We start from the raw sequence: 13,675 nt of genomic DNA, 5'->3' as shown, positions 1-13,675 counted from the left end.
TCGCGAGCCGAAACCGGCTATCGAACATCTGTTCCCAACTACCTCACCCCCACCATAGACCAAATTTCGAATGTGTGTGCGACATCCGTTCGGGCCCCTCCCACCTGCGCAAACACCCGAAGCCTTCGACCGTGGGGGCATGACACAGACCGCCGGTGCCGGCGCTTCCCCCGCCTCCTTCCTGGACGAGGTGAAGGACGCCGTCACCCCGCGCGCCACCCTGCTGGTCATCGGCGTGACCGCCCTCGCCCTGCTCTTCATCGCCTCCTATGTGGGGGCGCTGCACGACCCGAAGCCCAAGGACGTGCCCTTCGGGGTGGTCGCGCCCCAGGCCGCCGCCCAGCAGTCGGTGACCCGACTGGAGCAGCTGCCCGGCGACCCGCTGGACCCGCGCGCGGTGGCCGACGCCGCCACGGCCCGCGAGCAGATCACGCACCGGGAGATCGACGGCGCCCTGATCATCGACCCGGCCCGCACCACCGACACCCTCCTGGTCGCCACCGGGGGCGGAAGGGTGCTGGCCACCACCCTGGAGACGCTCGTCACCACCCTGGAGAAGTCCGAGGCGCGCACCCTGCGGACCGTCGACGTGGCCGCGGCCGACGTGAAGGACGCCAACGGGCTCTCGTCCTTCTACGTGGCCGTCGGCTGGTGCGTGGGCGGCTATCTGTGCGCGTCGATCATGGTGATCAGCGCGGGTGCCGCCCGCTCCACCCCGAGGCGCGCGGTGATCCGGCTCATCGCGATGGCTCTGGTGGCGATCGTCGGCGGACTCGGGGGCGCGTTGATCGTGGGGCCGGTCCTGGGCGCGCTGCCGGGCAGCGTCATGGCCTACTGGGGGCTCGGCGCCCTGATCACCTTCGCGGTCGGCGCCGCCACCCTCGCGTTCCAGGGCGTCTTCGGGCTCGCCGGCATCGGACTGGTCATCCTGCTCGTGGTGATCCTGGGCAACCCGAGCGCGGGCGGCGCTCTTCCGCCTCCGCTGCTTCCGCCGTTCTGGAGGGAGATCGGGCCGGCGTTGCCGCCGGGCGCCGGGACATGGGCGGCGCGCTCCGTCGCCTACTTCAGGGGCAACGACATGACCGCCTCGCTGCTGGTCCTGTCGGCGTGGGCGTTCGGGGGGATCGTGATCACTCTGCTGGCGGCGTCGCTGCGCGGCAGACGGCGGCCGGCGTGACGGATCCCCCTGCGAGGCGATCCCCTACGACTCCCCCTGCGAGGCGGTCTCCTACGACGCGAAAGTCCCGCCCCTCGCGCGCGGGACGGGACTTCGCCTAGGTGTGCCGGCCGGTCAGTCGGTGTCGACGGTCAGCCGGTAACGACCGGTCAGCCGATCTCGGTACCGGTCGCGGACAGCGCCTCCGTCACCGGCTGGAAGAAGGTCTCACCGCCCGAGGTGCAGTCGCCGCTGCCACCGGAGGTGAGGCCGATCGCGTTGCTGCCCGAGAAGAGCGAGCCGCCGCTGTCGCCGGGCTCGGCGCAGACGTCGGTCTGGATCAGACCGTTGACGACGTCGCCGTTGCCGTAGTTCACGGTGGCGTCCAGGCCGGTGACCGTGCCGCCGTGCACCTGGGTGGTCGACCCGCTGCGGGTCACCTTCATGCCCACGGTGGCCTCCGCGGCGCCGGTGATCTGCTGGGCGGAGCCGTTGTAGAGGTTCACCTCGCTCGGGTGCTCCACGTCGCCGGTGTACTTGACCAGGCCGTAGTCGTCGCCCGGGAAGCTGGAGACCTCGTTGGTGCCGATCTCGGTGCCGCTGGAGTCCGACCAGGTGGAGATGGACTCGGTGCAGTGGCCGGCGGTGAGGAAGAAGGGCTCGCCGCCCTTGACCACGTTGAAGCCGAGCGAGCAGCGGCCACTGCCGTCGGTGATGGCGTCGCCGCCCGCCACGAAGGGCTTGAACTCACCCTTGGTGCGCTGGAGTTCGGCCTTGGCTCCGAGTCCGTCGACGACCTTGGTGAGCTTGGCCCACTCGGCCTCGGACACCGTGCGGTCGGCGGTGACGACGACCTTGTTGGTCGTCGGGTCGGTCGCCCAGGCGGTGCCGGGGATGGCCGCGTCCTCGGTGAGGGTGGTGCGGGCACTCTTCAGCTCGGCGGCGGAGTTCTCGACGATTCTCGCCTGGGCGCCGGCCGCCTCGACGGTCTGGGCCGCTGTCTCGTCGAGCACGTTGACCACGAGGTTCCGGGTCTTCGCGTCGTAGAACGTGCCCGCCGCGTCGGCGCCGAGGTCCTGGCCGAGCGTCGAGGCGAGCTTTCCGGCCGCCAGCGCCGAAAGGGTCTTGAGCTCCGGGGTCTTCGCGGGCTCACTGGCGTTCGCAGTCTGGAAGGTGACTCCCGCGGCGACCAGTGCGGCGATGCCCGCACCTGCCACGGCCGCCCGCCGCTTGGGTATGCGTCGGTGCTTCAACTCGCGTCCTCCTGTGGGGGGTCGGTCCGGTTGGTTGTGGGGACCTCGCGGACCGGAAGGCTTGGTTGACGAGCGCCTACTCTTCCGAACCCCACAGGGAGCGCACAAGGTCGACTTCCGGACGCGCGTAGAACGCGATTGCACGCCCCCCTCACTTTTGACCGTCCACGGTCAGCCCAGGCTCTTCGCAGTGCAAACACTACGCGCGAGTAATCTTCACCAGCCTGTGAGGACTAGTCCTGTCTTGAAATCGCCCCTTGCGCATCGGAGTTCGAGCGGGACTCGACGGACGGGAATTGCTCCCGCACCGGTTGCTGCGGCTGCTGCTGCATCACGGCAGACCCCTGCTGCGCCTTCTCCAGGAACCTCAGCAGCTCCACGGGGAACGGCAGCACCAGCGTCGAGTTCTTCTCGGCGGCGACGGCCACCACGGTCTGCAGCAGCCTCAGTTGCAGCGCGGCGGGCTGCTCGGACATCTCCTTGGCGGCCTCGGCCAGCTTCTTGGACGCCTGCAACTCGGCGTCAGCGTTGATGACCCTGGCCCGCCGCTCGCGGTCGGCCTCCGCCTGCCGGGCCATGGACCGCTTCATCGTCTCCGGCAGCGAGACGTCCTTGATCTCGACCCGGTCGATGGTGACGCCCCACTCCACGGCCGGGCTGTCGATCATCAACTCGAGGCCCTGGTTCAGCTTTTCGCGGTTGGAGAGCAGATCGTCCAGCTCGCTCTTGCCGATGATGGACCTCAGCGAGGTCTGCGCCATCTGCGCGACCGCGAACCGGTAGTCCTCCACCCGGACGATCGCGTCGGCCGGCGAGGTCACCTTGAAGTAGACGACGGCGTCGACCCGGACCGTGACGTTGTCCCGGGTGATGCCCTCCTGCCCGGGCACCGGCATCGTCACGATCTGCATGTTGACCTTCCGGAGCTTGTCGATGCCCGGAACGATCATGGTGAACCCCGGCTCGCGGACCTCCGCCCGGAGCTTGCCGAGCCGGAAGACCACGCCCCGTTCGTACTGCTTGACGACCCGCGCCGCCGCCATCACGTACACCACCGCGGCGGAGGCGAGGGTCGCTCCCGCCGCCACCAGCTCCTCGACCATCACGGCCCCCAGGGTCCGATGTGACCGCCTGTAGGTCGACGGTAACGCCGGTACGCGCACAAGGGCGAGCCCCCGCACGTCGGTTGCGTGCGGGGGCTCGCCTGCTGCCGGCTGCAGGTCAGGTGCTACAGGTGCTCAAGGTGCCGAAGTGCGGCGGGGGCCTCAGTAGATGCTGACGCCGTAGGCGCTGAGGGCCTCCGTCACGGGCTGGAAGAAGGTCGTGCCGCCGGAGGAGCAGTTGCCGCTGCCGCCGGAGGTCAGACCGTACGCTGTGCCGTTGCTGCCGTAGAGCGACCCGCCGGAGTCGCCGGGCTCGGCGCAGACGTTGGTCTGGATCAGGCCGGAGACGATGTCGCCTCCGCCGTAGTTGACGGTCGCGTTCAGGGCGGTGACCCGGCCGCTGTGCGTACCGGTGGTGGAGCCGTCACGGATGACGGTCGTCCCCACGGCGGGCGTGGCCGCGCGGGTGATGTCCACTCCGTTCGCGGTGCCGGGCCTGGCGACGGACCCGGTGTAGCGCACGATGCCGTAGTCGTTGCCCGGGAAGCTGGAGCCCGTGGTGGAGCCGATGACGGTGGTACGGCCCGAGTTGGAGTACCAGGTGCCCGCGCCGTCGGTGCAGTGACCGGCGGTCAGGAAGTACTGGGCACCGCTGCTGTTCTGGACGTTGAAGCCGAGCGAGCAGCGCCAGCTACTCGCATAGATGGCGTCGCCACCCTGGATGAGCTTGTTGAACTTGCCGGGGGTGTGCTTGATCGTGAGCGCGTCGGCGTTGCCGCCCGCCTGCTCCTTGATCTTCGCGATCTCGGCCTGGGAGACCGTGCTGTCGACGGTAACGACGACCCGGTTGGTCTTGCTGTCGACCGCCCAGGCGGTGCCCGGGATGTCGGCCTGGAGCACCGAACTGCTGGCGCTCTTGAGCGCGGTGGCGCTGAAAGTGGTGGGGGTGTCGGACGCGTTCGCGCTGGGGATCGCGATCGCGGCGGCGGCCACGAGGCCGGTGGAAACGGCGATCAGCCGGGTCCGTCTCGAAATGCCGCTACGGGGGGTGGTGCGCTTGATCCTCACTTGTCGTTCCTCCACATGGGAAGTCGGGGGCCCTCGTGGGGTCGGGCCCGTGAGGCGCAGCCAGGGTTCCGGTTGCTCGGATGCCGAACACGCCGTGCCCCTGACAAGCGCTGAGGGGGAGTATTCGGCCGAACGGCCGGTAGGCGCAAGGGCACCTTTCGGCCGTCAAGCTTTAAACGATCTTTACGGTCTACGCGAGATGACCCCTTTTCAGAGCGGGTGGCCGCACCTCGCCGCTGCCCGGGACCGGAAAGCCCTAGGTGGGAGCGGGGGCTGCGCTCCCGTACCCGGTACGGAACGTTCCGCGTTCCTGGAGCAGGGGCGTCACGCGGTCCGCGAACTCGTCGAACGACGACAGGCCGACGCCCCAGATCTGCTCCGGGGTGAGGAGCGCGCTCTGCGGTGAGACCTGCCGCCGCCGCGTCAGGGCGGAAGAACACGTCCGCTGTGAAGGCGGCGAACTCCCGTCCCCGCACCGAGTCCCGCGCCTGGATGACGACCAGGTGCCCCTGCGGCGGGCGCGGGACGCCGAACTCGCCCGCGGATCGCCCCCACCCTGTCGTGCGGTCGACCTCTGGGACGTGCGCGGCCGGACGCATCCGTCCGCGTGTGGTCATGACGCTCCCCCGGTCACGGTGTACCGGCTGGCGGGCCGGGTCAGCCCCAGGTGCTCCCTGAGCGTGCCGCCCGGGTAGAACGTACGGAACAGCCCTCGGTGTTGCAGCAACGCCACCGTGCCGTTGACGAGACGCTCCAGGTCACAGAGGGGTTCGGCGGGCTTGAGGTGGAAGCCGTCGACGGTGCCGTCGGTGTACCAGGCGGCGATCAGCTCCGCGAGGTCGACGGGGCCGCCCCGGTACAGCGGACCCTGGGCGGTCGGCCGGGGGCCGCCCCCGCCGTGGCCGGGCTCGGCCGCGTACTCGCCCCCGCCGAGGTCGACGACGAGGCTCGCGAGCACCCGCAGGTCGTCGGGCTTCCGGCCGAACGCCGAGGCGTGTCCGTGCAGTTCGGCCCGTACCTCGGCGAGCTGCGCCGGGCTCACGGCCCGTACCAGCGCCACGTCGGCGTACCGGGCGGCGGTCCGCCGGGCAGGCCCCTCGGTGGCGTCGACCACCCGCACGGGGTGGCCCTGCGGGGGTCTCGGCACGATCGAGGGCCCCTTGGCCGAGAAGGCGGAGGCGGAAGCGGAGGTGGAGGCGGAAGCGGAGGCGGAGGCGGAGGCGGAGGCGGTGAAGTCGACGTGGTGCAGCTTGTCCCGGTCGAGGAAACGCCCGGTCGCCACGTCGCGTATCTCGGCGTCGTCCTCCCAGCTGTCCCACAGCCTGGCCGCCGCGTCGGCGACTTCACCGGCCTCCTGGCACAGGGCGTCGGCGGCCGGGAGCGGATCGCGGCGGCCGAAGAGGCGGGCCTCGCGCTCGCCGGCGGACACCTCGACCCGCCAGCCGGCCCGGCCGCGGCTGACCCGGTCGAGGGCCTCGACGGCTGCCTGGACGTGGAAGGGCTCGGTGTGTGTGGTGGTGACGGTGGGGACGAGCCCGACCCGGTCGGTGGCGGGCGCGACCCGGGCCAGCACGGAGAGCGCGTCGGGGCCCGGGCGGGCGAGGGTGTCGTCCAGGGTCACGAAGTCGAGGCGGCCTCGCTCGGCGAGCCGCGCCAGCGCGACGTAGGAATCGGCTTCGTACACCGTCTGCTGGTCGACGGCGGCGGCGAGGTGCAGCGGGCGCCGGCCCTGTGCCGGGGTCATCGCGGAAGATCCCTTTCCTGGCAGGTCAGGTCACAGGACCTTGGAGAGAAGGACGCGGGTGCGCTCGTGCCGCGGATCGTCGTGCACGTCGTCCGGATGCGCCCTGCCCGCGCTCGACCCCGAGCCGGTCGGCGAGCGCCTGAACGGCCTGGGGGCACCCTGCTGACCGTGAACGCCCTGTCGCGCAGGACGGGTTGACAGCGGCCGCCGGCAGCAGGCGGGGAGTCCGCCTGCTCGGGCGGGACCGGTGCGGTGGGGGCTTCGGCGAGGTTGTCGCAGGACATGCGAGGGCTCCGTGGCATCGAGTCGGTCGAACTCGGACGGGTGCCTTCACACGGATGCGGCCGAGCCCCTCAGCAGGGCCGCCCCGCGAGACTACGGGGCGGTTTCCGCTCGCTGTCAAGGCTGTCCGGACTGTGAGCCACGCGTCTCAAGTCGGTTGACGCGCCACCGGATGCCTGTTCCACTTGGCCCATGCATCCACAGCGGTGGCTGGTCAAGCGCTCCCACATCGACTTCGGTCGAGTGTGGTCCTCTTCCTGTTGAGCTGACCCACCGCGCGCCCCGAGTTCCCGATCGAGGGGCGCTTCTCGCGTTCTCACTCCCGCTTCGCCTTCACACACACGCGCCCTCCCCTCGCCCACCCCTCTCCCCTGCGCTTCCCCCTCCCAGAGACCGCCCCACCATGCGTACGCCCCACCATGCGTACGCCCCCGCTCGGCCTCCGGCTCAGACGCGGCTCAGCAGTCGCAGCCGCAGTCGCATCCGTCGCAGCAGCAACCGTCACCGCAGCAGTTCCCACAGCAGTCGCAGCAGCTGCAGCAGTCCCCGCAGCCGCTGCAGTCGGCGTTGGTGCACAGTCCCTCCCGGCGCTGCCGGCTCCAGGGGTCCTCGAACTCCCCGCAGCACATCTGGCAGGTGCAGGCCAGCCCCGCCCACACCGCGCACCCGGCGAGCAGCCCGCGCCGGTCGCGGCGGGGCGGCTCCGGGGGCCGCCATCCGGGACCCCCGGGCGGGGCGTACGGCCCGTGCGGCATCGCACCGGACGGCGCGCCCGCGTGCGTGCCTCCGTGCGCACCCCCGTGCGCGCAGGCGGCGGTACCGAAGGCCCGGTCCACGGAGGTCCGTAGCTCGTGCACGAGCAGCCGGTGGACGAGCTTCGCGTCAGCGAACTCCGCCTCGCGCAGCGCGAGCCGTATCCCGTGCACGGCGTCGTCAGCGAGCCGTCGGGCCTCCGTCAGGGGCGTCCCGGTCGCGGTGAGCGGGTTCCAGGCACCCGACGCGGCGTCAGCTTCCCTGTCCTCCACGGCGTCCAGGAGATGCGCGAGCCGGCCGAAGAGCCGTCCGGCCTCGGCGAGAGGCGGGGCGTTGCCCGGCCGTCCGGCCAGCACCGCGGTGTGCGCGAAGGCGGCGGCGGTCGCGGTCTCGGTCGGCTCGGTGACCGTGAGCAGGGGCGTCCCCGGCCCCGCCAGCGCCTCGATCCCGATCTGCCGGTCCACGGCGTCCACGAGCAGGGCGGTGTCGAACCCGACGTCCGAGCCGGTCCGCTCCCCTGCCCGGCCCCAGCTGGTGGCCACCCGGCGCGCGGCGAGCGCCACCGGCCGACGGGCCAGCAGCCCGTCCCCGTCGGCGACATGGTCGCGCACCTTGGCGGAGGCGAGCACCAGCGAGACGGCTGCCGCGAGACGCGCCCCCTCACCATGTGCGACGGACGCGGTACGCATGCCGCGCAGCGGACACGGCCCTGCCGTACGCCGACCGCCGCCCTCGGGCCCGGGGGCCTGAGCCTCCGTCAGAACGGATATCAGCAAGCCGTCGTAGTTCGTCACGATTCTCGCGAACTGTCCGTGATCCTTACGCAGCGCGAGGCACAGCCCGCACAAATGGGCCATCCACTGGGTTTTGAGGCTCTCCCCGAGCCGGTGGCGGCAGGGCCTGACGATTCCGAACACGGCGATCCCCCGTGGTGCGAACGGCGTTGAACTGCGGTGAGCTGCGGCATCGTATCGATCGTCCGGTTCACCCGTACGCACCGCCCATCACCCGTACGCCGTGAAGAATCATATTTCACTCACAGTCAGCAGCCGTTTGCGGAACGACCCTTGGGACATACGGACTCTCGACGGATTCGCTGTGCACCAGTACCGTCACAAACCCCCCGCGCGGCGTCTATCCACTTGGCGCGCCGTCCGCATCATGGATGACCATAGGGATGCGGAAGCAAGAAAGACCGCTGTGAGAGGAGGCGTCCATGGGATCGGTTCGCAAGGCAAGCGCCTGGCTTGGCCTCGTTGACGACAACGATGACGAGCGTTACTACGACGACGACTACTCCGAAGGGACCGAGCAGCCCGGGGATGCCTGGGTGACGGACCCGCGGGTCAAGGTGGCGTCGGACGTCGCCGAGGAGAAGGGCCGCCGGATCGGCACGGTCACCCCGGACAGCTTCCGGGACGCCCGCGCCATCGGCGAACTCTTCCGCGAAGGCGTCCCCGTCATCATGAACCTCACGGCCATGGAGGCCGCCGACGCCAAGCGTGTCGTCGACTTCGCGGCCGGACTCATCTTCGGCCTGCGTGGTTCGATCGAACGCGTCTCCACCCGGGTGTTCCTGCTGTCCCCCGCCAACACGGAGATCGTGAACGGAGACCCTGCCCCGCACCGCGCGGACGGCTTCTTCAACCAGAGCTGAGGCAGGGCCGCTCACCGGCCCTGCCTCCGCGCGGGGTTTACCGGAACGCGTCGAGTCCGGTGAGCGCCTTGCCCAGCACGAGCTGGTGCATCTCGACGGTGCCCTCGTAGGTGAGCACCGACTCGAGGTTGGTCGCGTGCCGCATCACGGGGTATTCGAGCGAGATCCCGTTGGCGCCGAGGATGGTCCGGGCGGTACGGCAGATCTCGATCGCCTCGCGTACGTTGTTGAGCTTGCCGAAGCTGACCTGCTCGGGACGCAGGCGGCCGGCGTCCATGCGCCGCCCGAGATGATGGGCGAGCAGAATCCCCTTGTGCAGTTCGACCGCCATGTCGGCGAGCTTGGCCTGGGTCAGCTGGAAGCCACCGATGGGCCGCCCGAACTGCTCCCGCGTCTTCGCGTACTCGACAGCGGCTTCGAAGCAGGAGCGGGCCGCACCCATGGCGCCCCAGACGATCCCGTAACGGGCGTGCGAGAGACAGCTGAGCGGGCCCTTGAGTCCGGTCACCTCCCCAAGCACGGCATCGGCGGGCAGCCGTACGTCGTCGAGCACGAGCTCACTGGTGACGGAGGCGCGCAGCGACCACTTGTGCTTGATCTCCGGGGCCGAGAACCCGGGGCTGTCGGTCGGCACGACGAACCCCCGGATCCCGTCCTCGGTCTGCGCCCACACGACCGCGACCCCGGCGACGGACCCGTTGGTGATCCACATCTTGCGCCCGTTGAGCACCCAGTCTCCGCCAGGGTCGCGCTTGGCGTACGTCCGCATGGAGGCGGGGTCGGAACCGTGGTCGGGCTCGGTGAGCCCGAAGCACCCGATGACCTCTCCGGCGGCCATGCGCGGAAGCCAGTTCTGCTTCTGCTCCTGAGAACCGAAGCGGTGGACGGCGTACATGGCGAGGGAACCCTGGACGGACACCAGTGACCGGATTCCCGAGTCGGCGGCCTCCAGTTCCAGACAGGCCAGCCCGTACTGCACGGCGCTCGCCCCGGCGCACCCGTACCCGCTCAGCGACATCCCGAGCGCCCCGATCCCGCCGAGCTCCCGGGCGAGCTCCCTGATCCCCGGCAGCTCGCCGCTCTCGTACCACTGCGCGACATACGGCAGCACACGGTCACCGGCCCACGCCCGCACGGTCGCCCTGACTGCCAGGTCCTCCGGCTCGAGCAGGTCGTCGATGCCGAGGGGGTCGGCGGGATCGAACGGGTTCATGAGCACGCCCTCTCAAAACTAGCACCGCTAGTTACGCTGCCGGTCCCGACCGTAACGGCGCGGGAGTCCGCACGTCCAGACGCACCGCTCAAGCACGCACCACTCGAGCGCTCACCACTCGAGCTCGCACCATCGAGCTCGCACCATCGAGCTCGCACCATCGAGCTCGCACCACTCAAGCGGAGACGCGCGACTCCGCGACTTCCCTCGGCGCGGGGATCTCCGCCTCCACCGAAGGGGACTCACACTGCATGACGCGCGGCAACCGCAACGCCATCACCGCCCCCAGCAGCAACAACCCGGCGCTCACCAGCAACGTCACGTGCAGCCCGTGCACGAAACAGTCCCGGGCGGTCCGGCGCAGGGCCTCACCCGCCGGCCCCCCGAGCCGCCCGGCGACCTCGTACGCCTCCCCCAGCGAGCGCCCCGCGGCCGCCGAGGCCGACGCCGGGACACCCTGCACCGACGACAACCCGGGCGCGTACGCCGCGTTCATCACGCTGCCGAGCAGCGCGATCCCGATGCCCGCGCCCAGCTGGTACGACGTCTCCCCGATCGCCGCCGCCCCGCCCGCCTGCTCCGGCGGAGCCTCGCTCAGCATCGACTCGTACGCCCCGAACAGCGTCGTCTCCAGCCCGAACCCGAGCAGCAGGAACCCGGCCAGCAACAGCGCGGTGTTGTCCTCGCCGCCCATCGCCGTCAGCAGCACCACGGCCACCGCCGTCAGACAGAAACCGCAGCTCACCATCCGACGTGGCCCGAACCGCCGCAGCATCCGCGCGCCCGCCAGACCGGCCGCCATCGCGGCGAAGGTCAGCGGCAGCAGCCGAAGGCCGGTCTCCAGCGGGGACAGCTCCAGCACCAGCTGCAGATACTGCGCCGCGATCAGTTCGAGGCCCACCAGGGCGAGCATCGCCAGCACGATGCAGCCCACCGACGTACTGAACACCGGCCGCGCGAACATCCGCAGGTCCACCAGCGGATGCGCCAGGCGCCGCTGACGTCGTACGAACGCCACGACGAGCGCCGTACCCACGGCCAGCGGCATCACGGTGAACGGGCCCAGTTCCCCGCCGCCGAGCCGCTTGACGCCCAGCACCAGGCAGAACAGACCGCCGGCCGCCATGAGCGCGCCGACCACGTCCCAGGGGCCGCGCCCGTCACCCTTCGACTCGGGCAGCAGCAACCGTCCGACCGGCAGGCTGACCAGCATCAACGGGATGTTGATGAGGAAGACCGAACCCCACCAGAAGTGCTCGAGCAGGAAGCCGCCGAGCAGGGGCCCGACCGCCGCGCCCACCGCGGCGACCGCGCTCCAGATGCCTATCGCGAGCGCCCGCTCACGCCGGTCGGGAAAGACCTGGCGGAGGATCGACAGCGTCGCGGGCATGATCATCGCGCCGCCGACGCCGAGCAGCGCCCGCGCCACGATCAGCACCTGGGCGGTGTCGGCGAGGGCGGCCATCGCGCTGGCGACGCCGAAGAGGGCGTAGCCGAGGAGCAGGACCCGTCTGCGGCCGACTCGGTCGCCGAGCGTGCCGAAGAGGATCAACAGCGAGGCGCAGACCAGGGGGTAGACGTCGACGATCCAGAGCAGCTCTATCGCGCCGGGCCTGAGGTCCTCGGTGACGGCGGGCACCGCCACGTGCAGCACGGTGGCGTCGAGGGCGACGAGGAGCAGGCTCACGCACAGGACGACAAGGACGACCCAGCGGTTGGCACCGGCCCCGGCCGCCCGACGGCGCAGCCCTGCTGCGGCCGTGGTCGTCCCGGACATGTACGTACCTCCCAGATGTTCCCTCACGTTCGGCGGGATCACGGGTGGGGACTCCCGTGACGTCGGCCGGAGAGGAGCGGTGGTCTCCGGCCCGCGCAGCGAACGGCGAGTGACACGTCAGCGTACGCGAGTCCGCGCCGGAGCCGAGTGGCGGACCTCTCAGACTTCGCGCGGAACACGTGTGGCGTACACCACTCCTTCTCGCCGGCGTCCGCGCCCCGCGGGCGGTCCGGTTTCGCGGGCGGTCGATAATCGGGCCCGTGACCGATCTTGAGACGCGCCCGGCACGGCTCGGCGCCCCGAGTCTGCGCCGGGCGGCCCCGGCCCTCCTCGGGTACGCGGCCGTACGCGCCCTGGGGCTGCTCACGCTGGCCCTGTGGAGCGCCGCGCGCGACAAGAGCGCGTACACGCTGCTGACGGCCCGCTGGGACGCCCTCTGGTACACCAGGGTCGCCGAGCTGGGGTACGGCTACGAGGTGCGCCTGCCCAACGGCGACGTGCACTCGAACCTCGCGTTCTTCCCGCTGCTGCCGTGGCTGGAGCGGCTGCTGGCCGGGGCGACCCCGCTGTCGTACGCCGACGCGGGTTTCGTCGTCGCCCTGCTCTCCTCCCTGGCGGCGGCCTGGGGTGTCTTCGCGGTCACCGATCATGTCCACGGCCGCCGGGCCGGGGTCTGCGCGGTGCTGCTGTGGGCCGTGCTCCCGGTCGGGATCGTGCAGTCGATGGCGTACAGCGAGTCGCTGTTCACGGCGCTGGCCGCCTGGTCGCTGTACGCGGTCATGACCGGCCGCTGGGTGACGGCGGGCCTGCTGGCGTCGCTGGCCGGGCTGACCCGCCCGGTGGGCCTCGCCGTCGTCGCGGCGGTGTGGACGGCGGCGATCGTCGCTTTCGCACGGGACCGGGACACGGCGGGCGGTACCCCGTTCGGGCGGCAGCGGTGCCAGGAGCGGGCGGACGGCGCCCTCACCGGGGTGGGCGCCACCGGCGCGCACCGCACGCCGGCCGCCCGCCGCGCCCTCGGCATGCTCCTGGCCCCCCTCGGCGTCGCCGCCTACGTCCTGTGGGTGGGCCATCACACCGGCAAGGGCCCGCTCGGCTACCTCGACGTCCAGGCGGGCTGGCGCAACGGGTTCGACGGCGGCTACGCCTTCGCCCGCTTCGTCGCCGACAAGTTCACGTCGTTTCCGTCGGCCCTGGCGGGCGTGGGACTGGTCGTCGGGGTCGGCCTGCTCGTCTGGCTGTACGTGGTCTGTGTGCGGCAGCGCCAGCCGCTCCCGCTCCTGGTGTACGCGGGTGTCGTCACCGCCCTCGCCCTGTGCGCGTCGAGCTACTTCGGCTCGAAACCACGCCTGCTGATGCCCGCCTTCCCCCTGCTGCTGCCGCTCGCCCTCGCCCTGGCCCGACTGCGTCCGCGCAGGTCATCCCTGGTGCTCGCGGCGGTCGCGGTCGCGTCGGCGGCGTACGGGGCCTTCTGGCTGAACGGCTCCGGTCCACCGTGATCGACTGCGGAGAGCGATGAGCGCCCGGACAATTCCACCCCATGATTCGGTGAACGAATTCATAAGCGCGATAAAACCGCAACCCAGAACGATCAAAGGAATTGAAGGGTACCGGCAACCCGCATTGCGGATTCCTCGGCAATAAACCCCTCGTTGAGAGGAATCCCACA

General features: G+C 70.9%; 10 protein-coding genes and 1 pseudogene. 3 read left to right on the top strand and 8 right to left on the bottom strand.

Annotated elements, in window-relative coordinates; genetic code table 11:
* Nucleotides 1–139 precede the first annotated feature (139 nt).
* Nucleotides 140–1,177 carry an ABC transporter permease gene (locus AQJ84_RS36155; protein ID WP_030041399.1) on the top strand — a complete coding sequence of 346 codons (1,038 nt, stop codon included), beginning with the start codon at nt 140–142 and terminating at the stop codon, nt 1,175–1,177.
* Between the two features lie 149 nt (nt 1,178–1,326).
* Here the strand turns inward: AQJ84_RS36155 and AQJ84_RS36150 are convergent, their stop codons facing one another.
* The 6 genes and pseudogenes from AQJ84_RS36150 to AQJ84_RS36130 form a co-directional block, all read right to left on the bottom strand.
* Nucleotides 1,327–2,409: a S1 family peptidase gene (locus tag AQJ84_RS36150; RefSeq protein WP_053190173.1), complete on the bottom strand. Its 1,083-nt coding sequence runs from the start codon at nt 2,407–2,409 to the stop codon at nt 1,327–1,329.
* 233 nt (nt 2,410–2,642) lie between these two features.
* Nucleotides 2,643–3,512 (bottom strand): slipin family protein, encoded by an 870-nt coding sequence (locus AQJ84_RS36145; protein ID WP_037803239.1) that lies wholly within the window; start codon nt 3,510–3,512, stop codon nt 2,643–2,645.
* 162 nt (nt 3,513–3,674) lie between these two features.
* Entirely contained in the window at nt 3,675–4,580 is a 906-nt protein-coding gene (locus AQJ84_RS36140; RefSeq protein ID WP_030041396.1) for a S1 family peptidase, read from the bottom strand.
* A gap of 343 nt (nt 4,581–4,923) precedes the next feature.
* A pseudogene (locus tag AQJ84_RS45275) lies at nt 4,924–5,119 on the bottom strand (F420-dependent methylene-tetrahydromethanopterin reductase); the annotation flags it as partial.
* Between the two features lie 74 nt (nt 5,120–5,193).
* Entirely contained in the window at nt 5,194–6,324 is a 1,131-nt protein-coding gene (locus tag AQJ84_RS36135) for an LLM class flavin-dependent oxidoreductase (RefSeq protein ID WP_053190174.1), read from the bottom strand.
* Nucleotides 6,325–7,064: 740 nt separating this feature from the next.
* On the bottom strand, nt 7,065–8,276 hold the full coding sequence (locus tag AQJ84_RS36130) for a DUF5685 family protein (protein ID WP_107082597.1): 1,212 nt from the start codon (nt 8,274–8,276) through the stop codon (nt 7,065–7,067).
* A gap of 299 nt (nt 8,277–8,575) precedes the next feature.
* On the opposite strand from AQJ84_RS36130, the gene AQJ84_RS36125 reads away from it, so the two are divergent.
* A complete protein-coding gene (locus tag AQJ84_RS36125) occupies nt 8,576–9,016 on the top strand; it encodes a cell division protein SepF (RefSeq protein WP_030041391.1) in 441 nt (146 codons plus the stop codon).
* A 37-nt stretch (nt 9,017–9,053) separates the two neighbouring features.
* Here the strand turns inward: AQJ84_RS36125 and AQJ84_RS36120 are convergent, their stop codons facing one another.
* Both AQJ84_RS36120 and AQJ84_RS36115 read right to left on the bottom strand, forming a co-directional pair.
* Nucleotides 9,054–10,229, bottom strand: coding sequence for an acyl-CoA dehydrogenase family protein (locus AQJ84_RS36120; protein WP_053190176.1), 1,176 nt, complete (start codon nt 10,227–10,229; stop codon nt 9,054–9,056).
* Between the two features lie 175 nt (nt 10,230–10,404).
* Complete coding sequence (locus AQJ84_RS36115) at nt 10,405–12,006, bottom strand: MFS transporter (protein ID WP_053190177.1); 1,602 nt, start codon at nt 12,004–12,006, stop codon at nt 10,405–10,407.
* Nucleotides 12,007–12,266: 260 nt separating this feature from the next.
* Between AQJ84_RS36115 and AQJ84_RS36110 the strand changes: the two genes are divergently transcribed.
* A complete protein-coding gene (locus tag AQJ84_RS36110; RefSeq protein WP_030041388.1) occupies nt 12,267–13,505 on the top strand; it encodes a mannosyltransferase family protein in 1,239 nt (412 codons plus the stop codon).
* The last annotated feature ends 170 nt before the right edge of the window (nt 13,506–13,675 follow it).

This window comes from Streptomyces resistomycificus (assembly GCF_001514265.1).
GTDB lineage: Bacteria > Actinomycetota > Actinomycetes > Streptomycetales > Streptomycetaceae > Streptomyces > Streptomyces resistomycificus.
This window is presented reverse-complemented; position numbering and strand designations above follow the sequence as displayed.